This window comes from Kitasatospora sp. NPDC004531, assembly GCF_053602195.1.
On sequence record NZ_JBSGDD010000005.1, the window covers coordinates 109,658 to 132,495 of the forward strand.

Genomic DNA, 22,838 nt, shown 5'->3' on the forward strand with positions numbered 1-22,838 from the left:
GTCATGACCGGGGGCGGGGCTGTGGACGGGAGCGACCGAGCGTCGGCGGGCCGGTCCCGCTGGTCGCCGCGCACGCGACGGGCGACCGCGCTCGGACTGCTCGTCCTGGCGGTCCTGCTCCTCGCGCTGACCTACGCCGCGGACCGATCCGCCCGGCGCGGCGGACCGGTCGTGCTCATCGAGGGCTTCCACCACCCGCTGCCGTACGCCGCCGCAGTGGTGGTGCTGGTCGTCCTCGCCGTCGTGATCGGCGTCCGTTCCCGCGCGACCAGGACGTTCCTGCTGGTCCCGTTCCTCGGCTGCGCCGTGCTGGCCTCGCCCGTCGTGCTGCTCGTCTTCGGCAACACACCGGACAAGACCCTGGACCGGCCGGCTCCCGGCCGCTCCGACCGCAGCCTGGTGGTCCACGAGGGCGCCGCGATGATCGATCCGGTCTGGTGGGTCTCGGTGGACGCCGGCTCCGGCCTGACCGCACGACGGTGGCGGCTCGGCTACTTCAACGGCGACGACCCCGACAACGCCCTCGCCTCGGCCCAGTGGGACGGCCCCGACCGGATCAGGCTCACCACCGACGGCGGCGAGGTCTTCCTGGTCGCCCTCGACCCGAAGACCGGCCGGCCCGAGCACCAGCTACGGGTGGGCTGAGGGCGGCGGTCCCGGGCTGCCGGGGGCTCGCCGCCGCCGTCCGCGGAGGCGTCGGGCCGGCTGGGGGTCAGCGGGTGAGGAGGCGGCGGGCGGTGGGCTTGACGTACTCGTAGCGGGTCATCTGTTCGAGGTCGCGGAGCCAGGCGGTGCGGCCCGGGGGTTGGCGGAGGAGTTCGCGGTAGATCTCCTCGAAGGCGGTGGAGACGTGGTCGAGGGAGAACCGGCCGACCACCCAGTCGCGGCCCCAACTGCCGAGTTCGGCGCGGCGGTCGGGGGCGTCGGCGAGGACGCGGATCTGGGCGGCGAGGGCCTTGGCGTCGGCGGGGCCGTCGCCGTGGCCGTACATGCAGCGGGAGGCGTGGGGTTCGACCAGCGGGCCGGGTTCGTGGATAGCGGAGTAGCCGTCGGCGCCGTGGACGATGACGGGTTTGCCGAAGGCGAGGCCGCGCAGGGCGGAGCTGCCCATGCCGAGGACCAGGTCGGCGGCCTGGTACGCGGGGCGCGGGTCGGAGCGCTGGCCGGTGAGGACGATGGCCTCGCGGCCGAGTTCGGCGTTGAGGCGGGCGGCCTCGGCGCGCAGCGGCTCCTCGCTGGGGCCGCCGCCGACGACGGCGAGGACCAGGGACGGGTCGTCGAGCAGGCGGACGGCGTGCATGGTGCGCCGCACGCCGGCGTCCTTCTCCAGGCCGGAGACCAGGCGGGTGACGATGCACAGCAGCAACTGCCCGTCCGCGGCGCCGACTTCGGCGCGGAAGGCGGCGCCGGAGACCGCGCCGGGGGCGTCGAGGGCGGTGTTGACGGGGGGTTCGATCAGCCGCAGGTCGCGGTGGCCGAAGGCGCGGGCGTCCGGCAGCAGGGCGCCGAGCCCGAGGACCAGGGGCTGGTGGCGGGGCATGCCGCGCAGCATCCGGATGCCGTAGAAGGTGGTGACGATGGGCAGGCGGCCCTGCCGGCCGGGGCCGAAGTAGGCGTTGCGGGCGGCGCGGACCTCCCAGGCGTGGACGAGCTGCGAGCCGTGTTCGTCGGCGAGCCGGCCGAGCCGGGCGCGGATCACGGCGTGCGGGGTCTCGGGGTCGCCGGCCACGACCAGGTCGAGGTCGTGGGAGGCGGCGAGTTCGACGAGCGGGGCGGGGCCGTCGACGCCCTGGGCGAACAGCACGGGCTGGTGGCCCCGGTCGCGCAGGGTGCGGGCGATGTCGACGGCGTTGAGTTGGGCGCCGCCGAGGGCAAGGTTGTTGAGGTGGACCAGGACACGGACCGAACGCACGCTCACTCCTCCCACTGGTGCGGTACGAAGACCGGCGCGGCGAGCACGACCGCGCGCGGCGGGGTGTCCAGCATCGGGCCGAACACGTCGAACTGGCCGGCGGAGTGCCAGCTCATCAGGGTGCCGCCGTCGGTCTTGCCGATGGAGTAGACGCCGGTCCACAGGGTGTAGCGGCCGCGCGGCAGCGGCAGCCGGGGGATGACGCAGGCCACCCGGTGGTCGCCGCCGGTCAGCCGGATCTCGTGGCTGATCTGGAAGATCGGGCTGGAGGTGCCCTCGCTGACGCCCAGGTGCAGGGTGGCGTCGCCCCGGTAGTCGCCGCCGAGGGTGAGTTCGACGGTGACGCCCTCGTCGGTGTGCAGGGTCTCCGCCCCGTCCTCGCCGCGCACCTCGTGCTTGAGCAGCGCCAGCGGTTCGCCGACCCGGGCGCTCGCCTCGGACTGCGCCTCGATGGAGTCGCGGTAGCCGGCCAGCGCGTCCTTGATCCCGGCGTCCACCCGGACGGTGCCCTGTTCGAGCCAGACGCCGCGCCGGCAGATGGACTGCACGGCGGGCAGGTCGTGCGAGACGAAGACGATCGTGGTGCCCTGTTCGGCGACCTCGCGCATCCGGTCCAGGCAGCGCTGCTGGAAGACGGCGTCGCCGACCGCGAGCACCTCGTCGACCAGCAGGACGTGCGGCTCCAGGTAGGCGGCGACCGCGAAGCCGAGGCGCATCTGCATGCCGGAGGAGTAGAACTTCACCTGCCGGTCGATGGCGCCGCCGAGGCGGGCGAACTCGACGATGTCGTCGAAGCGTCCGGCGACCTCGCGGCGCTTGAGGCCGAGCAGCGCGCCGAACAGGTAGATGTTCTCCCGGCCGGTCAGGTCGGGGTGGATGCCGGCCCGGATCTCGATCAGCGCGCCGATCCGGCCGCGCACGTCGATGACGCCCGCGTACGGGTACATGACCCGGGTGAGCATCTTCAACAGGGTGGACTTTCCGGACCCGTTGGAGCCGATCAGGCCGACGGACTCGCCGGGTTCGATGTGCAGGTTGATGTCGCGCAGCGCCCAGCGCCACTCCTCGCCGCGGTCGCCGCGCAGGCGGCGGGCGGCCTGTTCGACCCGGTCGCGCAGCAGCATCCGCTGCTGGTCGGCGCGGAAGCGCTTCCAGACCTGCTGGGTGCGGATGGTGCCCAGAGGGTAGTCACGCGACATCGGCGATCCCCGTTTCCAGCTTCTTGAAGAACAGGTAGCCGCCGACCAGGAAGACCACCGAGCTGGCGGCCGCGATCAGCGTCATCCGCCCGTCCGGCGCCTCCCCGTACAGCAGGGCCTTCCGGTAGCCCTCGATGACCGCGCCGAGCGGGTTGACGCCGACGTAGATCTCCTGGAGCCGGTGCGGGATCTTCGCCAGCGGGTAGGCGACGGGGGTGGCGAACACGCCCATCTGGGTGATGATCGGCAGCAGGTGGCGGACGTCGCGCAGGTACACCACGGCCACCGACAGGATCAGCGCGATGCCGTAGGTGAAGGCGAACTGGATCAGCAGCAGCGGCAGCGCCCACAGGAAGGTGGCGGCGGGGGCGGTCCAGAACACCAGGAACATCAGGCCGAGCACGCCGACGCCGATCGCCATGTCCACGGTGGCGACCAGCATGGTGGCCAGCGGGAACACCTCGCGCGGGCAGTACACCTTGTTCAGCAGGCTGAGGTTGTTGGCCAGGCTGAGCGCGCCCTGGTTCATGGTGTTGCTGAAGAACTGCCAGACGATCAGGCCGACGTAGGCGAACAGCGTGTACGGGGCCGCGCCGGTCTCGATCTTGACGGCGCGGTGGAACACCAGGGTGAAGATGGCGCACAGCGCGAGCGGGGTGAGCACCGCCCAGGCGAAGCCGAGCACCGCCTGCTTGTACCGGGCGCGCAGGTCGCGTTCGGCCAGGGCGCGCACCAACTCCCGTGCCGCCCACAGCTCGTGGGCGACCTTGACGGGGCGCAGCCGGCGTTTGAAGACCAGTTCGGGCGGTGGCCCGGCCGGGATCGTGACGCCGCCGGGGGCCGGTCGGCCCTCGCGGTCGTCGATGACCTGTGCGCGCTGTCCCCCCACGGACTCCCGCCCTCTCCGGGCGCGGCGCAGCCGCGTCCGGTGTCTGTGTCGACTGTGAGCCGGGCGTCCGGTGCTGTCCGGCCCGCCCGGCGACCACCATGACACAGAGTGTGGGGGCGGCGGGCGGGTTCCGTGAAGATTGCGCCAGCTCAGCCCGGCAGTCGACGGTTTCGGGCCGAACTGGCGTGTTCGCCGCGGGAGTTCGCGGCGTGCGGGCCGGTGCTACTTCGCTTCGGCGACCAGTCGGTCCAGCGCGGCGGGCATGTTGTCGACGCCGTCGGCCCGGGTGGGCGAGGTGCGGCCGCCGCCGTCCACGATCACCGTGGGCAGCTCGTTGACCTGGTTGTCGGTGAACAGCTCGGGCGCCTGCTCGACGGCCCGGTCCACCTCCGGGGAGCGGTAGGCGGCGCGGAACTTGGCGGCGTCGATGCCGTTCGCGGCGGCCCAGTCGGTGGCGCCCTGCTCGGTGGTCAGGTCGGCGTGCTGGTCGCGGACGGCGTGGAACACGGCGGCCTGCCGGCGGTCCACCTCGCCGAGCCGGTCGAGGGTGTAGAACAGCCGCGCGTGGGCGCGCTGCGCGGCCTCGTCCGGGCTGCCGACCCAGATCGCCGGGATGCGGCGCAGTTTGACGTCCGCCGTGTGCCTGGCCGCCCAGTCGGTGAGCGGGGTCTCCAGGGCGGCGGAGTGCGAGCAGTCGTACCAGAAGAACTCGACGGCCTCGTGCGTCCGCGTCGCCTTCGGACCGCCGGCGGCGGGCTGCGGCGCGGCGGCCGCGGCCTGCGGGGGCGGGGCCTGGGGGGCCTGCTGGGCGGGCGTGTTGTGCCTGGCGGGCGCGGACTGCTGGGCGGCGGCCAGGTATTGGCTCGGCGTCAGCGGGTGCCGGCCGGTCGGGCCGTGCGACGCGGTCGGAAACGCGGACACGGCGTGGGCGGCGGCGGCCGGGGCGGCGATCAGGCCTCCGGCGACGGCGATCAGGACGGTGGTTCTCAACAGCGGCTTCACCAGGGCAGCGTGGCAGGCTGCCCGGTCGCGGGCCAGGCGATCCGGTCCCGGTCGGCGGAATTCGCCGGAACGGAGCAGTGCCGCTCGAACTGACGTCGGACGGTGGGGCGTTGGCCGTTTGCGCGGGCCCCCGACGGGCGGGCGGCGCCCCCGCCCACCCGCCCGCCGGTTCCGGGTCACCGCCCGCGGCTCACTTGCCGACGGTGCGCAACTGGGCCTTGGCGTCGGCCTCGGAGACCTGCGGGACGCCGATCCGGACCTGCGGGGAGCCCTCCTCCTTCTCCGGGCAGTAGCGGGCGTCCTTGACCGGCATGGGCAGGGTGAGCACGCCCTCGTTGCGGACCATCACCAGCAGCGAGCCGGTGGTGCAGGAGGCGTTGGGCGCGACGGGCGGCGAGGCGAGCCAGCTGACCGCCTGGTAGACCGGCACGCCGGGGTGCAGCACGGTGCCGCCGGCCTTGTCGGCGGCGAAGCTGCCGTTGCCGAGGACGCCGCTGACCAGCTTCTCGAACTGCTGGGTGTGGTCGGTGCGCAGGTCGGCCTTGCCGTAGACCACGCACTCCGTGCCGCTGGTGTTGGTGAGCTTGACGATGCCGGTGATGCGCGGGTCGGCGCTCCGGTCGAGGGTCAGCTCGGCCTTGACGTCGCTCTCCTTCTCGGAGCCGCCGCAGGCCTTGACGTCGCCGGCGGGCTTGGCGGGCGCGGACGACTTGCCACCGCCGGACGCGCCGGACGACGCGCCGGCGGAGGCGTCGGTGGACGGCGCGGCCGCCAGGGCGCTCGCGGCGGAGCTGCCGGCGGGCGCCGGACCGGCGGCGGTGTCGGAGTCACAGGCCGTCAGGGCGAGGACGGAGCAGACGAGTATCGCCAGGGCGGCGGGCTTGCGGAGGTTCAACGGAGGCTCCTGCGGGGGCGGGTGGCACGGCCCGCCGGTCGGCGGGCATGCGTCACCACGCGTCCGGTTGTCGGACGGTTCCTCGGCTACGTGTCCGGTACGTCGCTGTTACACGCCAGGAGAGGCCGCCGACAGCCGAAGCCCTTTCGGCGCCAGGTCGGTTCGGGTGCCGACGGCGCGACGCGTGTAACGCCGCTCCCCTCGACCCGGGCCGGTTCGACGCCCCGGCCGCCGCACGCTCACCCGTAAGACCACCATAAGGAAAGGCTGTCCTTAGTAAGGTTAGGATCACCTTATGAATCACCTGCTGCTGGCCGCGGAGGCGGCCGGATACACCATGCCCCCGACCTGGCGGGTCCTCACCAAGGCCGGCTACTTCCTGGGCCTGAGCGGCGCCATCGGCACCACCGTCACCTACCTCGCCTCCGTACGGCCCGCGCTCCGGGCCGAGAGCACCACCGCCGAGGACGCCGCCGCGCTGCGCGGACGCGCGGCCCGCTACCTGGCCTGGGCGGGCGTCGTCCTGCTGGTCACCGGGTACTTCCAGCTGGTGGCGCGGGTCGCCAGGGCCGGCAAGGGCATGCCGTTCGGCGACGCGATGGCCCCCGGCCGGATAGCGGACTTCCTCGACGCCCCCGCGGCCAAGGGCGCCTGGATCGCCCAGGGCACGCTCTACCAGCTGCAGAACCTGGTGCTCGTCGCCACCGCCGCCGCCCTGATCGCGCTGTTCGTCCCGGCGGTCCGCCGCCACCTCGACCGCGTCGTCCTCGCGGCGCTGCCCGCGTCCCTCGCCATCACGCTGGTCGCCGGCATCCCCGCCACCGCGCCCACCGACCTCGACCGCCGGCTCGACCCGGTGTTCAGCCAGCTCCACATCGTCTCCGGCACCGTCTGGCTCGGCGGCCTGGCCCTGCTGGTCGCCCTCGCGGCCACCCGCGACCGCCTCGGCGCGGGCGCCGGCCTGCTGTGGGCCGACATCTGGCGCCGCTTCAGCCTGGTCGCGATGGTGTGCGTCGGCGCGGTCACCGTCTCCGGGCTCTGGATCGGCTGGAAGCACGTCGGCGCCGTCTCCCAGCTGTGGACCACCGGCTACGGCATCGCCCTGCTGATCAAGCTCCTGCTGGTCCTCGGCCTGGTCACGGCCGGGGCGTTCAACCAGTTCTGGCTGATGCCGAGGATCGTCCGGGCCCGCCGCGCCGACGACACCTCCTCGCTGCTGCACCTCACCCTGCGCCACTTCCCGAAGGTGGTCTGGGGCGAAGTCGCCCTCGGCGCGGCCGTCCTGATCGTCCTGCCCTTCATCACCGGCTCCGCACGCGCCGAGGCCGGCAGCCCCAAGGCCGTCTCCGACACCACCGTCTTCGCCGCCGGCGCCGCGATGACGGCCGCCCTCGCGGTCTCGCTCTACGCCACGACGAAGGCCTCCGACGCCCTGGCCCGCCGCACGGCCGCCACCGCTCACTGACCGGGCCCGGCGCGCGCCGGGCGGCGTCGGCGTGGCGCAGCAGGTGCCGGCGACGAGGGCGGGCACAGCCGGCGTCGGGCCGGCGGGCGCAGCTGTCGCAGGGCTCCTCCCGGCGGCCCTACGGTGTGCAGTCGATCGTGGCCCGGAGGTCGGCGGGGACGACGATGCCGTGCACCGATCCGTCCGCGAGGGCGATCACCTGCAGGCCGTCGTCGCTCAGCGGGTAGCCCACCCGGAACTTGCCGTCGACAAGTGACGCGGGCGGTGGCGGCCAGTCCAGCGACAGCACGCCGTAGCGGTAGACCAGCGAGGTCCCGTCCGGGCGTACCCGCTGCGCGGACTGCGGCTTGATCCGCCATCCTTGGCCGCCCGCCAGGGTGATGACGAAGTCGGCCTCGTAGGTGTGGCCGTTCAGCCCGCAGGGTCCGTCGACGCGGATCGCGGAGACGTGCGGTGCGGCGAAGGACGGCGGTGCGCTCGGCGTCGGTGCGCTCGGCGTCGGTGGGACCGTGCGGGTCGACGCCGGTGCAGTGGGTCGCGAAGGGCTGACGGCCGGGGCCGGCGACGTGGCCGACGGCGGGGTGGCGGCCTCGCCGGGCGGCGGTTCGGCGGTCGGCGCAGTTGTCCCGGGGCCGGCGGCCGTCGCGGCCGTAACGTCCGTCCCGGCCGCCGTGCAGCCGCTCGCCGGCAAGGCCGCCGCCAGCGCGGCCCCGGCCGTCGGAATCCTGCGTCGCACCCGTCCGTCCCCCGATCCCGTCCCGTCCCCGCCCCGAGCGGGGAAGGGCCCACCGTAGGACCCGGAGGCGAGCGGCGGGCCAACAGCGGGCCGACGACGGACCAGCGTCCTGAGTCGCGAACAAGAATCCGGCCGGCCGTGCCGAACTCGGGCTGGAATGCGCCCAGTTGACCGGCGGCGCCGGCATGCCGCCGCTCACCGGGACCGCTTCGCCGCCCTCGGACCGCTGCCGGGATTCGACGCGCGCACCGGCGACGTCGACGTGGCGCACCGCGGGGACGAAGGCACCGGCCGACGGATCACGTGCTCCGGCTGGCGGGCCGCCCCCGGTGGGCGATGTCGCGCAGGAGGTGCTGCCAGTGGGTGGTGACGGTGGCGAGGTCGAAGTGGGTGAGGGCGTGGGTGCGGGCGGCGGTGGCGTAGGGGGTGCGGTCGGTGGTGAGGAGGGTGTGGAGGGCTTCGGCGGTGGCGGTGGGGTTGTCGGGGGGTGTGAGGAGTCCGGTCTCGCCGTGGCGGACGACGTCGGAGACCCAGCCGACGTCGGTGGCGACGGCGGGGAGGGCGGTGAGGGCGGCTTCGATCAGGACGCCGGGGACGCCCTCGGAGTCGCTGGTGAGCAGCAGCAGGTCGGCGGCCCGGTAGAGCGGGGCGGGGTCGGCGAGCGGGCCGAGCAGGTGGGTGCGGGGGCCGGCGGCGGCCGCGAGGCGTTCGCGGAGGGGGCCTTCGCCGGCGAGGGCGAGGTGGACGGTGTCGGGGAGTTCGGCGTGGGCGGCGAGGGCGACGTCGGGGCGCTTCTCGGGGCTGAGGGCGCCGACCCAGGCGATCAGCGGGCCGCCGGCGGGCAGTCCGAGGGCCGCGCGGGCGGCGGCCTTCTCGGCGGGGCCGGCCGCGGGCCGGAACCGTTGTGCCGGGCGGGCGTTGGGCAGCACGTGCAGCCGGCGGGCGGGCAGCCGGAAGCGGGTGCGCAGCAGGTCGACGCCGTGCGGGGAGATCGCGGCGACGGCGGCGGCCCGGTGCAGGAACGCGCCGACTCGCAGGCGGCGGGCGGGAGTCGCCGTCCAGTGCCGGGGGTCGCCGATGTTGACGTAGACGAACGGGGTGCGGGTGCCCAGCAGTCCGAGCGCGCACGCCTGGAGCGTCGACGACCCGTGCGCCACCACCACGTCGGCCCGCCGGGCCGCCCGGCGCAGCGCCCGCAGCGTGTCCGGGTGGTGGCGCGAGGGCCCCAGCACGGCCACCGGCCCGGCGGGATCGGCGGGATCGGCGTCCGGATGCGGATGCAGCGCCACCAGCTCGGACGCCTGTCCCCGGCGCGCCAGTTCGGCATGCAGGTCACGGGCGAGACGCTGGGCGCCCCGGGCGCGCGGATCGGTGATCACATGCAGCACGCGCGGCTCGGCCATGGGCCCGACCCTACCCAGCCGCCCCGGGCCGCCGGGCCCGCTTCGGCCAACTGCCCGCGCGCCCACACCTGCTCGGGGAGCGAGGGCCGTGCCGATGTGCGGCACGGCCCTCGCGGTGGGGTGTGGGGCGCCCCGTTCCCGCCCTCGTCGGTGGATCTGCACGGTGGTAGTGAGCTGTGCGATGTGCTCTGTCACCTGTGCGCGTTGCTGAGCTGCATTGTCGGTGGGGAATTGAACCCCTGCGCTGCTCTTCGCGCGCCGGGGCCGGATGAACCGCCGGCCGCGGTGTGTGCACGCCTCCACGACTACCTGCTTCCCACACCCGGCTTGTGGGTGAGGTCAGTCCTCGATCAGGTCGATCTCCCAGTTGGCGCGCTGGATCATGGTGTCCACCTCGCGGACCTCCTTGGCCAGCAGGTCCGCCCGGGCGCGGAGTTCGGCGACCGGGAGGGCGGAGAACATCCGCAGTTCGGAGCGCAGCTGCCGGACGGCGCCGCGCCCGGAGGCGGCGTCGGCGGCCGTGGTGACGACCGAGTGGCGCAGGCGCAGGACGTCCCGGCGGGCGAGGGCGTCGGTGAGGGTGCCGCCGCCTTCGACGATCGCGGTGGAGTTGGTCCGGTTGATCTGCCGGATCAGCCGCTCCAGTTCGTCCAGCGTCTCCTCGGTCCGGGCCAGGACCTCTGCCGCGTCCTCGGCCGGCTCCTCGCCCTCCTGGTAGCGGGCGCTGCCGACGACCCGGGACCGCAACTGCTCCACCTGCCGCACCGCGGCCGCGCGCTGTGCGAGCGCTTCAGCCAGTTTCACCGCGCCATCACCTCTACATACGAATGATCGTCCGGCAAGTATGCACGTCAGCGCGGTGGCGCAGTGCGCGGGGTGGGGGAACGCGTCAGACCTGCCGCCCCTGGGCGAGGGCGCGCAGGGCCGGGAGGTTGTCGGCCAGGAATGCGTCGACGGTGCGGGCCGGGCGGCCGAGCAGGTCGGGGACGGCGGTGGTGACTTCGGCGAGGGAGCCGGCGGCGGCGGCGCGGAGGAGGTCGGCGAGGTCGGCGGCGAAGGCGAGGGGTGCGCCCCGGCCGGCGAGGGCGGCGGCGAGGGCGTCGGGGGTGAGGGTGACGAGGTCGACGGGGCGGCCGAGGGCGGTGGCGACGCGGTCGGCGAGCTGGGCGTCGGTGAGGGCTTCGGGGCCGGTGAGGACGAAGGTCTCGCCGGGGCGGGCGGGTCCGGTGAGGAGGGCGGCGGCGCAGGCGGCGATGTCGTGGCAGTCGATGTGGGAGATCGGGCCGTCGCCGTAGCGGCTGATCAGCCGGCCGTCGGGGGTGAAGGCGGCGGGCCCGAGCAGGTTCTGCAGGAAGCCGGAGGGCTGGAGCACCGTCCAGGCCAGGCCGGTGGCGGCGAGGCGGCGGTCGAGTTCCCCGTGCGCGCCCTCGGAGAGCAGGCCGCCGGGCGCCGCGTGCCAGACGGAGATCTTGACGACCCGTTCGACGCCGGCCGCGGCGGCCGCGTCGATGACGGCGCCGATCTGGCGGACCATCGGCTGTTCGCCGTCCACGGCCTGCGCGCCGGGGCCGTTGAGGAAGAGCCGGTCGACGCCCTCGAACGCGGCGGTGAGCGAGGCGGGGTCGTCGAAGTCGCCGACCAGGTAGGCGCAGCCCAGCTCGCGGCCCTTCGCCTCGTCGCGCACCAGGGCCTTGAACTCGGCCTTGCGGTCGGCGAGTTGGCGGACCAGGTGGCGTCCGATGGAGCCGGTGGCGCCCGTCACCAGGATCATGGCATGTCCCTTCCCCCGGACGCCCCGATAAACTGAGGCATCCTCGAATTCGTCTAAGTCGAGGATGCCTCGACTTAACTCGGAACACAAGCGGGAGTTGCCGTGCCGGAGCCCACCGAACCCACCGGACCCACCGGGCCCGCCCGCCGCCGCCCGCGCGCCGACGCGCTGCGCAACCGGGAGCGGCTGCTCACCGAGGCCGACGCCGCGTTCCGCGAGGAGGGCACCGGCGCCTCGCTGGAGGGGATCGCCCGGCGGGCGGGCGTCGCGATCGGCACCCTGTACGGGCACTTCCCGACCCGCGCCGCGCTGATCGCCGCGCTGCTGGAGGAGCGCAACGCCGCGCTGTTCGCCCGCGGCGCGGAGCTGGCCGCCGACCCCGACCCGGCCCGGGCGCTGGCCGAGTGGGTCCGCGCGGTGGTCCGGCACGCCGCCGCCTACCAGGGGCTGGCCGAGCAACTGTCGGGCGGCGCGGCCGAGTTGAACGAGTCCTGCGCCGAACTGACCGCGCTGGGCGACCGGTTCACGGACCGCGCCCGGGCGGCCGGGGCGCTGCGCGGGGACACCACCGGCGCCGACCTGTTCACGCTGATGAACGCCGCCGCCTGGAGCCGCGAGCACGACACCCCGGAGCAGGCCGAGCGGCTGCTCGACCTCGCCCTGGCCGGCATGCTGACCGCCGTGCCCGGGCGGGCCGCCGGGTAGCCGCCACCGGCGGGGTTTCCTCCGGTTTCGCGGACGCGGGGGCGGTCCGGCTGGGATGCTGAGCGCCGGTCAGGGGGTGGACTGGGCAGGGGGTGGCTGCGGTGCGCGTGGTGTACGTGATCGACAGTGTGAGCCGGGTCGGCGGGGCGGAGCAGGGCCTGGTGGCGATGGCGCCGCTGCTGGTGCGGGCGGGTGTGGAGCTGCAGGTGGCGTTCCTGAAGGAGTCGCCGGGCGGCTTCCAGGCCGAGCTGCGGGCGGCGGGCGCCGAGCCGGTGCCGGTGCTGCGGGGTTCGCGTCCGGCACGGCTGGCGGCGCTGCGCGCGGAGTTCCGCCGCCGCCGGCCGGATCTGGTGCACACCACGCTGTACGAGTCGGACGTGCTGGGCCGCTCGGCGGCGCTCGCGGCGCGGGTGCCGGTGGTGTCGAGCCTGGTCAACTCCGCGTACGGGCCGGAGCACCTGCGGGCGCGCGGCCTGAGCCCGTGGAAGGTGCGGGCAGCGCAGGGCGTGGACGCGCTGACCGCGCAGGGCGTGCGCCGCTTCCACGCGCTGACCGAGCACGTCGCGGACGCGATGGCGGCCCGCCTGCTGGTGCCGCGCCGCCGGATCGACGTGGTGCCGCGCGGCCGCGACCCGCTGCTGCTGGGCTCGGCGACCCCGCAGCGGCGGGCGGCGGTGCGGGCTGAGCTCGGGCTCGCCGAGGACGTGCCGGTGGTGCTGGCGGCGGCCCGGCAGCAGTACCAGAAGGGCCTGGACGTGCTGCTGGCGGCCTGGCCCGGGGTGCGCGCGGCGAGCACGGCCGCGGTGCTGCTGCTGGCGGGCAGCCGGGGCGCCGAGACGTCCCGGCTGGAGCAGCTGGCCGCCCGCACCGAGGGGGTGCGCTTCCTCGGGCCGAGGGACGACGTGTTCGACCTGATGGCGGCGGCGGACGTGTGCGCGGTGCCCTCGCGCTGGGAGGGGCTGGGCAGCGCGGCGATGGAGGCGATGGGCGTCGGCGTGCCGCTGGTGTGCGCGGACGTCCCGGCGCTGCGCGAGACCGTCGGCTCGGAGGACTACGCGCTGCTGGTGCCCCCGGAGCGGCCGGGCGAGCTGGCGGCGGCGCTGCTGCGGGCGCTGGACGGCCCCGGCGAGGCGCTGGTGCGGGCGAAGGCGGCCCGGGCACGTTTTCTGACCAGGTTCACCCTTCAGCAGGTGTCCGCGCGGATGGTCGAGTTCTACGAGCGCGCGCTGGCCTGAGGCCGCAAGGGCCCTTCGCGTCCGGAGCGTTGTGAAGGTTCAGTGACGGCTCGTCACGTTGTGTACGGGCGTCCAGAATACGTCCACAGCTTGGTACCGGAATCGCCAAAGTGCTTGCGCCGCAGGTCCGGCGCGGGAAGCATCGATCGTCAGGGGCATGGTCTGGGGGGACCGTCCAACTGTCGAGGCCGCGGCCCGCCGAGAGGCGTGTGGGCGCGGGCGTCGGGGACGAGGCGAGGGGAACCAACCGGTGGAACCGGCAAATCTGTTCACCGTGCTGCGGCGGTACTGGCGGCTGCTGGCCGGCTGCACCGTCGCCGCGCTGATCGTGGGGTTCGTGCTGACACCGGCCGGTGACGCGGTGGACAACGGCAAGTGGCAGTGCAAGGTGGCGATCACTCCGGTCGCGGGCGCGGCGGACACCGTCCGGGCCGACCAGGTGCTGTCGTACGCGCAGGGCTCGGCGGTGACCACGGCGGCGGCGCAGAAGCTGCGCATCACGGACGTCGCGGGGCTGTCCGCGCGCCGCACGGTGGCCGCCGCGTCCACCCAGATGCTGGTGTTCACCACCACCGGCCCGACCCAGCAGTCCTGCGCGGACCTGGCGGCGGCGCTGTCCGAGGCCACCATCACCGGCTACAGCCAGGAGTCGAAGAAGAGCGCCGACGAGTCGATCAAGCGGCTGCGCTCCCAGGCGGACGCCCAGCAGCAGCAACTCGACGATCTGCAGAAGCAGTTCAGCCGGGCCAACGCCACCGATCAGGCCAAGCTCCAGCCGCAGCTGTCCACGGCCACGGCGGCGCTCACCAAGACCCTCGGCGCCATCGCCGACCTGCAGAACTACAGCCAGACCGACGCCATCCAGCAGTGGGGGTCGATCGACGCGAAGGAGCTCGGCGGCAACCTGCTGACCTCCCCCACCCGCAGCGTCCGCCTCGCGCTCGCGGTGGTGCTGGGCCTGGCGCTGGGCGTGGTGGCCGCGCTGATGCTGTCCCGGATGGACACCCGGCTGCGCACCCGCGACGGCGTCGAGGAGGCGTTCAACCTGCCGGTGATCGGCGAGATCCCGCGCCTGTCACGGCGGTTGCGGCGGCTGCGCGAGCCGCTGGTGACGGCCCGGCCGGAGGACCCGGCGACCGAGGCGTACCGTTCGCTGCGCTCCACCCTGCTGCTGACCGGGCCGCGCGCGCTGTCGGCGCAGCTCGGGCAGGGCGGCCTGGACCCGGACGACCGGCGGGCCCGGCGGGCCGCCCAGCCCGCGCCGGTGGTGCTGGTGATGTCGGGGCGCTCCGGCGACGGACGGACCACCACGGTGGCGAACCTGGCGGCCACCCTCGCCGAGACCGGACGCCAAGTGCTGCTGCTGGACTGCGACTTCCGCCAGCCGGGCCTGCGCGACCAGTTCGGCGTCGGCGACGGCCCGGGCATGGCGGAGCTGCTCTCCGGCGAGCAGCTGCCCGACCCGGTGGACCTGATCCGCCGCACCAACGTGGCGGGCGTCGCGCTGATCACCGGCGGCAACACCACCGCGTACCCGGCGGCGCTGGTGCTGCGCGCCGGGGAGGTGCTGACGCTGGCCCGCCGGCACGCGGACGTGGTGCTGATCGACTCCTCGCCGCTGCTGCACGCCAACGACGCCTACGACCTGGTGCAGCACGCGGACGCCGTGCTGGTGACGGTGATGGCCGGCAACGTCCGCCCGGAGGAGGCCGACCGGGTCTCCGAGCTGCTGGCCCGCACCGGCGTGCCGGTGGCGGGCGTGGCGCTGCTGGGCGCGGAGGGCACCACCGGGCGCCGCAAGCGCGTGCCGCGCCCGGGCCGGGCCGCCGCGAAGTCCGCGCCCGCCGCGCCGGCCGCGAAGCCGGCCGCGATCGCCGCGAAGCCCGCCGCGCCCCGCCGCGTCGAGCCCCGGCGCGGTGCCGAGCCGCAGCCCCGGGTGGAGCCGCAGCGCCGCCCGGGCGAGCACCAGCGGCCGGCCGATCCGCGCCCCTCCGCGCCGGCCTACGGCGAGGGCCCCGACCGCCGGGACGGCGCGACCAGCTGGGGCCGCCGCCCGGCCGAACTGCCGCCCGAGGAGCCGACCGAGACCACCCTGCAGCTGCGCCTGGGCGAGGAGCGGTGACGGGCGCGCGGGCCCGGGTGCTCTGGCTGGCCAAGGGCCTGGGCCGCGGCGGAGCGGAGCAGCTGCTGCTCAACTGCGCCCGCCACGTGGACCGTTCGCGTTTCGCGGTGGAGGTGGCGTACGTCCTGCCGCACAAGGACGCGCTGGTGCCGGCGCTGGAGGCGGCCGGCCTGCCGGTCCACTGCCTGGGCGGCGCGCCGGGCCGCCGCTGGCCGCTGCGGCTGCGGGCGCTGCTCGCCGAGCGCCGCTACGACCTGGTGCACACCCACATGCCGGTGCCGGCCGTCGCGGCCCGCCTGCTGACGGCCCCCCGGCGCACCGCGCTGGTGCACACCGAGCACAACCTGTGGGAGCGCTACCGGCTGCCGACCCGCTGGGCCAACGCGCTCACCTACCGCCGCAACGACGCGGTGATCGCGGTCTCGCACGCGGTGGCGGCGGGCATCGGGGGCCGCCGCCCCACGGGTTGGCTGACGGTGGTGCACCACGGCCCGGACCTGGGCGACGCCCCGTCCGGCCCGGCCGCCCGCCGCGCCGCCCGGTCCGAACTCGGCCTGCCGCAGGACGCGTTGGTGATCGGCACGGTCGGCAACCTGACGCCGAAGAAGGACCAGGCCGCCCTGCTCGCCGCGTTCGCGCTGCTGCGCCGCACCCACCCGGACGCCCGGCTGGTGCTGGTCGGCTCGGGCCCGCTGGAGGCCGAGCTGCGCCGGACGGCGGGCGACGGCGTGCTGTTCGCGGGCTCGCGGGCGGACGTGCCGGCGCTGCTGCCGGGCCTCGACGTGTTCTGCCTGAGCTCCCGCCAGGAGGGCCTGCCGGTGGCGCTGATGGAGGCGATGACCAGCGGCCTGCCCTCGGTGGTGACCAGGGTGGGCGGCATGCCGGAGGTGCTGGACGACGGCGTCGAGGGCCGCCTGGTGCCGCCCGGCGACCCGTCCGAACTGGCCACCGCACTGGGCGGGTTGGCGGCGGACCGGGGGCTGCGGGAGCGGATGGGCGTGGCCGCCCGGGAGCGGTCGAAGTCCTTCGACGTGGCGGGCGCGCAGCGCGCGGTCGAGCGGGTGTACGCACGCGTGCTGGCACGCTGAGTCCGGAGGGGACGAGCACGACGTGAGCGGTGAACCGACGTACCGCGCTCTGGAGCCGGCGGACGTGCCGGCGGTCCTGGAGCTGCTGACGGCTTCGCTGGCGGGCGGCCCGACGGGGCGGCGCAGCGCCGAGTTCTTCGACTGGAAGCACCGGGCGAACCCGTTCGGCGCGAGCCCGGGCCTGCTGGCGGTGGCGCCGGACGGCCGGCCGGTGGGGGTGCGGCTGTTCCTGCGCTGGTCGTGGCGCGGCGCGGGCGGCCGGACGGTCCGGGCGGTGCGGCCGGTGGACACCGCGACGCACCCGGACTTCCAGGGGCGCGGGATCTTCCGGCGGCTCACCCTCGACCTGCTCCACCAGGTCGAGGACGAGGCCGAGTTGGTGTTCAACACGCCGAACGGCAACAGCCTGCCGGGGTATCGGAAAATGGGCTGGCGGGAGCTCGGCCGGGTGCCGGTGGCGCTGCGGGTGGCCCGGCCCATGGCGTTCGCCCGGGGCGCGCGGGCGGCGCTGGCCCGCCGCCCGGGCCCGTCGGGGCCGCCGCGCTGCGAACTGCCCACCGCCGCCGACTGGTTCGCCTTCCCGGACCCGCGGCTGCCGGAGCTGCTGGCGGAGCGGGCGCTGGCGGACGCGGCCGAGACGCGGCTGCACACGGTGCGCACCGCCGGGTACCTGGCCTGGCGGTACGGGGCCGCGCCGGGCCTGGACTACCGGGTGGTGACGGTGGAACGCGGCGGCGAGCTGGTCGGGTTGGCGTTCGGCCGGCCGCGGCGGCGCGGCCCGCTGGCCGAGTTCACGCTCGCCGAGCTGATCGTCCGCCCGGGCGACCGGGCGGCGGCGGCGGGGCTGCTGCGCGCGGCCGCCGCGGCCGGCTGCGACCACGCCGCCACCCACCTGTCGCCGGGCACCGAGGCCGCGGCGGCGGGCCTGCGGGCGGGCTGCGTGCGCGCGCCGCGCACCGGCATGGTGCTGGCCGCCCGGACCCCGTCCGGCCCGCTGCCCGCCGAACGCTCCCTCGCCGACTGGCGGTTCAGCCTCGGCGACCTGGAGGTCTTCTGATGGCCGCGACCCGTCGGGCCGCCCGCCCGACGGCCCGCCCGCTCGCCCCGCGGCTGCGCGAGGCGGTCCGGCGCGGCCGGCTGACGGCGCTGGCCTGGGCGCTGGTGATGGGCTACGTGACGGTGTTCGTGCTGGCGATGGTGCACACCTCGTACGACACCTGGGGTGCGCTGCTGGTCGCGCCGGCGCTGATGGCGATCGGCACGCCGATCCTGGCCCGGGTGGCGGCGGGCAACCCGGAGCGGGGCGTGTTCAAGCTGCTGATCGTGGCGATGGCCGCCAAGCTGTTCTGCGCGTTCCCGCGCTACCTGATGGCGTTCGTGCTGTACGGCGGCGCGGCGGACGCCAAGATGTACGACCAGAAGGGCTCGGAGCTCGCCCGGTACCTGACCACCACGGACCTGCTCGGCGGCCTGCACTACGACCTGGGCATGAAGGTCGCGGGCACCGGCTTCGTCATCATCGTCACCGGCGTGGTCTACGCGGTCACCGGGCCGACCCTGGTCGGCGGGTTCCTGGTGTTCTCCTGGCTGGGCTTCTGGGGGCTGCTGTTCTTCTGGCGGGCGCTGCAGATCGCCTTCCCGGAGGCCGACGCGCGGCGCTACGCGAAGCTGGTGTTCTTCCTGCCCTCGCTGCTGTTCTGGCCGTCCAGCATCGGCAAGGACGCCTGGATGATGTTCTGCCTGGGCCTGACCACGTACGGCGTGGCGCGGCTGCTGGACCGCCGCTTCGGCGCGTTCGCGTGCATCGCGCTGGGCTCGCTGGGCACCGCGATGGTCCGCCCGCACGTGACGGTGCTGGCGGGCGCGGGGCTGACGGTGGCGTACGTGCTGCGCAAGCGGCCGCGGCAGGTGTCGGCGCTGGGGCCGCTGCGCACGGTGCTGACGGTGGCGGTGCTGGGCGTCGGCGTGATGCTGATGCTCCAGCAGGTGTCGACGTTCTTCGGCACCAGCGGCACCGGCGGGGACGCCGTCAACCAGGTGCTGTCGGAGACCTCGCGGCGCACCTCCCAGGGCTCCTCGGTGATCAACCAGGCGACGGCGGAGGATCCGGCGCCCGCGTTCAGCCTGAACCCGGCGCGGCTGCCGGTGTCGGTGATCAGCGTGCTGTTCCGGCCGTTCCCGTTCGAGGCGTCCAACGTCCAGAACCTGATCCAGTCGGTGGAGTGCTTCGCGCTGCTGGTGATGTTCGTCCGGGCCTGGCCGCAACTGGCCCGGATTCCCAAGCTGTTCGTCCAGCGCTCCTACGTCGCGTTCACGGTGGTGTACACCCTGCTGTTCTGCTGGGCGTTCTCCACCATCAACAACATGGGCATCCTGTCCCGCGAACGGGTGCAGGTGCTGCCGCTGGTCCTGGTGCTCCTGGCGATCCCCCGGCCGGCCTCCGCCGGCCGGGTGGCCCGCCGCCGGCGCCCGCCGGTGTGGCGGGTGCAGCCCGGCCAGTGGGGCGGCGGCCCAGGGCCCGAACCTCCGGTCGCCGTCGGCGCGCCGGACACCGTGTCACGAACCCAGGGGGGATCGACCACATGACGACCGACCAGCAGCTGCCCGCCGTCCTCGACGGCGCGCCCGCCTTCCCCGACGGCCTGCCGCTCACCCGGGTCCGGGTGCCCGACCGCGAACGGCTGCTCGGCCGGCTCGCCGAGGTGCTCGACTCGGGGATGCTCACCAACGGGCCCACCGTCCGCGAACTGGAGGAGCGGGCGGCCGAGTTGCTGGGCGTGCCGCACGTGGTGGCGGTGTCGAACTGCACGGCCGGCCTGATGCTGGTGCTGCAGGCCGCCGGGGTGGACGGCCGCCGCCCGGTGCTGATGCCCGGCTTCACCTTCTCCGCCACCGCGCACGCCGCGCACTGGGCCGGCGGCGTCCCGCTGTTCGCCGAGGCCCGCGAGCAGGACATCACCCTCGACCCGGCGGACGCCGAGGCCCGCCTGAAGGCCGCCGACTCCCCCGCCGCGCTGATGGCCACCCACGTGTACGGCACGCCCTGCCAGGTCGAGGAGCTGCAGCGGCTCGCCGACGCGACGGGGCTGCCGCTGGTGTACGACGCCGCGCACGGCCTCGGCTCGGCCCGGCGCGGCGTTCCGATCGGCAACTTCGGCCTGGCCGAGGTGTTCTCGATGAGCCCCACCAAGGTCGCGGTGGCCGGCGAGGGCGGCCTGGTCGCCACCCGCGACGCGGCGCTCGCCGCGACCCTGCGCACCGCCCGCGACTACGGCAACCCCGGCGACTACGACACGCTGTTCCCCGGCCTGAACGCCCGGATGAGCGAGCTGCACGCCGCCGTCGGCCTGAACTGGCTGGCCGGCCTGCCCGAGCGGGTCGCCCACCGCGGCGCCCTGGTCGCCGAGTTCGCCCGCGCCACCGCCGGCCTGCCCGGCCTGCGCCTGGCCCTGCCGGAGGACGGCGACACCTCCACCTTCAAGGACCTCACGCTGATCCTCGACGCCGACGCCTTCGGCCTGAGCAGCCGCCAACTGGCCGCCGCGCTGCGGGCCGAGGGCATCGACACCCGCCGTTACTTCCACCCGCCCGTCCACCGGCAGCGCGCCTACGCGCACCTCGGGCAGGCCGAGGAGCTGCCGCGCACCGACCGGCTCGCCGACTCGGTGCTGACCGTCCCGCTGTGGTCGCACATGAACGCCGTCACCGTCCGCCGGGTCGCGGACGCGGTGGTGCGTGTCCGGTCCTTCGCGCCGCGGGTGCGCGAGGCGCTGGGCAACGGCTGAGCGAGCCTCGGACGGCGGTTCGGCGGCTCGCCGGAACGGGTGAACTCGGTTGGACCACAGGGAGGTTGGGACGACAGGATGACCGGCATGTTCAAGGGATTCCGCACCTTCCTGCTGCGCGGCAACGTGGTCGACCTCGCGGTCGGCATCGTCATCGGCGCCGCGTTCACCGCCGTCGTCACCGGTTTCGTCGCCGCCTTCCTGACCCCGCTGGTCGGCGTCGCCTCCGGCGCGGTCGGCGACTTCAGCAAGGAGGCGTTCACCGTCGCCGACGTCACCTTCCCGTACGGCGCCTTCCTCCAGGCGCTGATCAGCTTCGTGCTGGTCGCCGCCGTCATCTACTTCGCCGTCGTGCTGCCGGTCTCCAAGCTGCAGAACCGGTTCAACCCGGTCAAGGACGCGCCGGTCGCCAAGACCGACTGCCCCGAGTGCCTCAGCACGGTGCCGGCCGCCGCCACCCGCTGCGCGCACTGCACCAGCGAACTGGCCGGCCGCCCGGGCTTCCCCGCCCAGGCCAAGGCCGCCACCACCGCGGCCCGCTGACCCACCGCTCCGGCCCGGACGGCACACCTGCCGCCCGGGCCTGCGGGCATGCGGGCAGCCGGGCGGGCTTAACAGAACCTTCACGGACGCTTTCGCCGGGCGCAGCTGACCCTTTTGTCCCCTTCCGGGCGGCGGATCGCGCACGGACCATACGTCGCGGATGGCCGAAATGACTCCACCCATTCGCCCAACTACCGCCATGATTGTCCGATTTGAGCCCGCGAAGAGTCTGTAAACAGTTGAACTCCGGGCCGTCCCGCTCTCCTCAGCAGGCATGTTGTGGGCTTACGGTATGCCCCATGACCTCGCCCCGCTCCTACGACGGAGTCGGCTACCCCTCTCCGTCCTTCGGCTCCGGCACGCCCATCTACGACAGCCTCGTCGCAGAACGCGGCATCCCGCAGATCGCACCCATCAACGTGCCGCCCGCCAACGCGGCCCCCACCTGGTCGGCGGCCTTCGGCAGCTCGCTCGACGGGTTCGGCACCGGCTTCGACGCGCCGCCCGCGTCGAACCTGCCCGCCCTGCCCCCGGCCCGCCTCGCCCTCGGCCCCGGCCCGAGCAGCAGCCCCGTGCCCGCGCCGCACATCCCGGCGCAGCCGGGCTACGCGGCCGCGCCGGTGCCGCCGCAGCCGCAGCCGTTCATGCCCGGACAGCGCCCGGCCGCGCCGTCCTACCCGCAGCCCGCGCAGGCGTACCCGGCGGCCGCCGCGAACTCCTTCGCCTCCGCGCCGCAGGGCTTCGCGCCGAACCTGGCCCCCGCCCCGAACCTGGCCCCCGCGCCCCAGCAGTTCGGCGGCGGCCAGCAGTTCGGCTCGCAGCAGTTCGGCGGCGGGCAGCAGTTCGGGGCCCAGCCGGCCGCGCAGCAGCAGGGCTTCGCCGACCAGTCCTTCGGCGGCAACACGCTGCGGCCCGCCCAGCCCAACCCGCCGCAGCAGTACCCCCAGTACCGCCAGTACCCCCAGGCAGGCTGACCCGGAACGACTGCAACACCCCTCCCCACAGGGGCAAGGTCTCTATGAGTTCCACCGGTTCCCCGCGCCCCCACCAGGGCGCGGGGAATCGTGCGTTGGGCCGCCCGGACCGCGCCGACCGCGCCGTTCGGCCTCTGGCAGGATGGCGGCCATGCCGCACCTTCTCTCCCTCCACCTGTACCCCGTCAAGTCCATGTACCGCCTCAGCCCGTCCGCCGCGGACGTGCAGCCCTGGGGCCTGGCCGGTGACCGTCGCTGGATGCTGGTGGACGCGGAAGGCGTCGCCCTCACCCAGCGGGACGAGCCGTCGATCGGCCAGTTCCGCCCGCTCCCGTCCGCCGACGGCGCCACCCTCACGCTGACCGCCCCGGACGGCGCCGCCCACACCCTGCCGGTGCCGACCACGGCCGGCGGCGCGCCCGAGGCGACCGTCTCGGTCTTCGGCACCGCCTTCCCGGCCGCCGTCGCGGGGCCGGAGACCAGCGCCTGGCTGGCCGAGCACCTGCCCGCGAAGCTCGGCGCGGTGCGCCTGGCGCACCTGGACCGCCCCGGGGCCAGCCGGCCGATCAACCCGAAGTACGCGGACCCCGACGAGACGGTGTCGATGGCGGACGGCTACCCGCTGCTGCTCACCACCAGCGCCTCGCTGGCCGAGCTGAACGCGCGGATCGCCGAGGACCACCCGGACGACGAACGCAAAGGCGCGGCGCTGCCGATGGAGCGCTTCCGGCCGAACCTGGTGGTGGCCGGCACCGAGCCGTGGGCGGAGGACGGCTGGCGGCGGATCCGGGTCGGCGGCCTGGAGTTCCGGGTGGTCAAGCCGTGCGGCCGCTGCGTGGTGACCACCACCGACCAGGAGACCGGCGAGCGGCGCGGCCCCGAGCCGCTGCGGGCGCTGGGCCGCCACCACCGGTTCGGGCAGAAGCTGGTGTTCGGCCAGAACCTGATCCCGGTCCGCGCGGTGCCGGACGCCGAGGTGCTGGGGACGCTGACGGTCGGCGACGAGGTCGAGGTGCTGGAGGCGGTCGAGCCCCCGCTGCCGGACCGCCGCTGACGCCCCGCTCGCCGGACGCGTCCGCGCGCACGCCCCCGGCCGGGGCGCGGACGTCGCCGC

The 22,838-nt window shown here is 75.0% G+C and carries 21 protein-coding genes; 12 read left to right on the forward strand and 9 right to left on the reverse strand.

The genetic code is table 11. The features are described 5' to 3' along the window. Positions 1-21 precede the first annotated feature (21 nt). The gene (locus ACWEMJ_RS04230) at positions 22-645 is read left to right on the forward strand and encodes a hypothetical protein (protein WP_452135407.1); all 624 of its coding nucleotides are present in this window, start codon (positions 22-24) and stop codon (positions 643-645) included. A 67-nt stretch (positions 646-712) separates the two neighbouring features. Here ACWEMJ_RS04230 and ACWEMJ_RS04235 read toward each other — a convergent pair whose 3' ends face one another. The 5 genes from ACWEMJ_RS04235 to ACWEMJ_RS04255 form a co-directional block, all read right to left on the reverse strand. After that, complete coding sequence (locus ACWEMJ_RS04235; protein WP_452135408.1) at positions 713-1,912, reverse strand: glycosyltransferase family 4 protein; 1,200 nt, start codon at positions 1,910-1,912, stop codon at positions 713-715. Between the two features lie 2 nt (positions 1,913-1,914). Beyond that, positions 1,915-3,111 (reverse strand): ABC transporter ATP-binding protein, encoded by a 1,197-nt coding sequence (locus tag ACWEMJ_RS04240; protein ID WP_452135409.1) that lies wholly within the window; start codon positions 3,109-3,111, stop codon positions 1,915-1,917. Next, positions 3,101-4,000, reverse strand: a complete 900-nt coding sequence (locus tag ACWEMJ_RS04245) for an ABC transporter permease (RefSeq protein ID WP_452135410.1) — start codon at positions 3,998-4,000, stop codon at positions 3,101-3,103. The genes ACWEMJ_RS04240 and ACWEMJ_RS04245 overlap by 11 nt, the downstream gene beginning before the upstream one ends. Positions 4,001-4,222: 222 nt before the next feature. Continuing rightward, complete coding sequence (locus tag ACWEMJ_RS04250) at positions 4,223-5,002, reverse strand: thiol:disulfide interchange protein DsbA/DsbL (RefSeq protein ID WP_452135411.1); 780 nt, start codon at positions 5,000-5,002, stop codon at positions 4,223-4,225. Between the two features lie 190 nt (positions 5,003-5,192). Beyond that, the gene (locus ACWEMJ_RS04255; RefSeq protein ID WP_452135412.1) at positions 5,193-5,897 is read right to left on the reverse strand and encodes a hypothetical protein; all 705 of its coding nucleotides are present in this window, start codon (positions 5,895-5,897) and stop codon (positions 5,193-5,195) included. 295 nt (positions 5,898-6,192) lie between these two features. Here ACWEMJ_RS04255 and ACWEMJ_RS04260 point away from each other — a divergent pair, with 295 nt between their 5' ends. Beyond that, positions 6,193-7,362 carry a CopD family protein gene (locus ACWEMJ_RS04260; protein ID WP_452135413.1) on the forward strand — a complete coding sequence of 390 codons (1,170 nt, stop codon included), beginning with the start codon at positions 6,193-6,195 and terminating at the stop codon, positions 7,360-7,362. Between the two features lie 118 nt (positions 7,363-7,480). Here the strand turns inward: ACWEMJ_RS04260 and ACWEMJ_RS04265 are convergent, their stop codons facing one another. From ACWEMJ_RS04265 to ACWEMJ_RS04280, 4 genes are all read right to left on the reverse strand, one after another. Then, the gene (locus ACWEMJ_RS04265; RefSeq protein WP_452135414.1) at positions 7,481-8,098 is read right to left on the reverse strand and encodes a hypothetical protein; all 618 of its coding nucleotides are present in this window, start codon (positions 8,096-8,098) and stop codon (positions 7,481-7,483) included. A 299-nt stretch (positions 8,099-8,397) separates the two neighbouring features. Continuing rightward, positions 8,398-9,501: a glycosyltransferase gene (locus ACWEMJ_RS04270; protein ID WP_452135415.1), complete on the reverse strand. Its 1,104-nt coding sequence runs from the start codon at positions 9,499-9,501 to the stop codon at positions 8,398-8,400. Positions 9,502-9,840: 339 nt separating this feature from the next. Beyond that, on the reverse strand, positions 9,841-10,305 hold the full coding sequence (locus ACWEMJ_RS04275; RefSeq protein WP_452135416.1) for a DIP1984 family protein: 465 nt from the start codon (positions 10,303-10,305) through the stop codon (positions 9,841-9,843). A gap of 85 nt (positions 10,306-10,390) precedes the next feature. Further along, positions 10,391-11,272 (reverse strand): NAD(P)H-binding protein, encoded by an 882-nt coding sequence (locus ACWEMJ_RS04280; RefSeq protein ID WP_452135417.1) that lies wholly within the window; start codon positions 11,270-11,272, stop codon positions 10,391-10,393. Positions 11,273-11,374: 102 nt separating this feature from the next. Here ACWEMJ_RS04280 and ACWEMJ_RS04285 point away from each other — a divergent pair, with 102 nt between their 5' ends. From ACWEMJ_RS04285 to ACWEMJ_RS04330, 10 genes are all read left to right on the forward strand, one after another. Then, positions 11,375-11,977, forward strand: a complete 603-nt coding sequence (locus ACWEMJ_RS04285; RefSeq protein ID WP_452135418.1) for a TetR/AcrR family transcriptional regulator — start codon at positions 11,375-11,377, stop codon at positions 11,975-11,977. 92 nt (positions 11,978-12,069) lie between these two features. After that, positions 12,070-13,212 carry a glycosyltransferase family 4 protein gene (locus ACWEMJ_RS04290; RefSeq protein WP_452135419.1) on the forward strand — a complete coding sequence of 381 codons (1,143 nt, stop codon included), beginning with the start codon at positions 12,070-12,072 and terminating at the stop codon, positions 13,210-13,212. A 250-nt stretch (positions 13,213-13,462) separates the two neighbouring features. Further along, on the forward strand, positions 13,463-15,334 hold the full coding sequence (locus tag ACWEMJ_RS04295) for a CpsD/CapB family tyrosine-protein kinase (protein WP_452135420.1): 1,872 nt from the start codon (positions 13,463-13,465) through the stop codon (positions 15,332-15,334). Next, positions 15,331-16,422: a glycosyltransferase gene (locus ACWEMJ_RS04300; protein WP_452135421.1), complete on the forward strand. Its 1,092-nt coding sequence runs from the start codon at positions 15,331-15,333 to the stop codon at positions 16,420-16,422. Before ACWEMJ_RS04295 ends, ACWEMJ_RS04300 begins: the two co-directional genes overlap by 4 nt. A 22-nt stretch (positions 16,423-16,444) precedes the next feature. Continuing rightward, entirely contained in the window at positions 16,445-17,479 is a 1,035-nt protein-coding gene (locus ACWEMJ_RS04305) for a GNAT family N-acetyltransferase (RefSeq protein WP_452135422.1), read from the forward strand. Further along, complete coding sequence (locus ACWEMJ_RS04310) at positions 17,479-19,008, forward strand: hypothetical protein (RefSeq protein ID WP_452135423.1); 1,530 nt, start codon at positions 17,479-17,481, stop codon at positions 19,006-19,008. The genes ACWEMJ_RS04305 and ACWEMJ_RS04310 overlap by 1 nt, the downstream gene beginning before the upstream one ends. Beyond that, complete coding sequence (locus ACWEMJ_RS04315) at positions 19,005-20,207, forward strand: DegT/DnrJ/EryC1/StrS family aminotransferase (protein WP_452135424.1); 1,203 nt, start codon at positions 19,005-19,007, stop codon at positions 20,205-20,207. Before ACWEMJ_RS04310 ends, ACWEMJ_RS04315 begins: the two co-directional genes overlap by 4 nt. Before the next feature lie 87 nt (positions 20,208-20,294). Beyond that, entirely contained in the window at positions 20,295-20,750 is a 456-nt protein-coding gene (mscL, locus tag ACWEMJ_RS04320) for a large conductance mechanosensitive channel protein MscL (protein WP_452135425.1), read from the forward strand. 299 nt (positions 20,751-21,049) lie between these two features. Continuing rightward, positions 21,050-21,724, forward strand: coding sequence for a DUF6643 family protein (locus ACWEMJ_RS04325; protein ID WP_452135426.1), 675 nt, complete (start codon positions 21,050-21,052; stop codon positions 21,722-21,724). A gap of 151 nt (positions 21,725-21,875) precedes the next feature. Next, positions 21,876-22,778, forward strand: coding sequence for an MOSC domain-containing protein (locus ACWEMJ_RS04330; protein WP_452135427.1), 903 nt, complete (start codon positions 21,876-21,878; stop codon positions 22,776-22,778). The last annotated feature ends 60 nt before the right edge of the window (positions 22,779-22,838 follow it).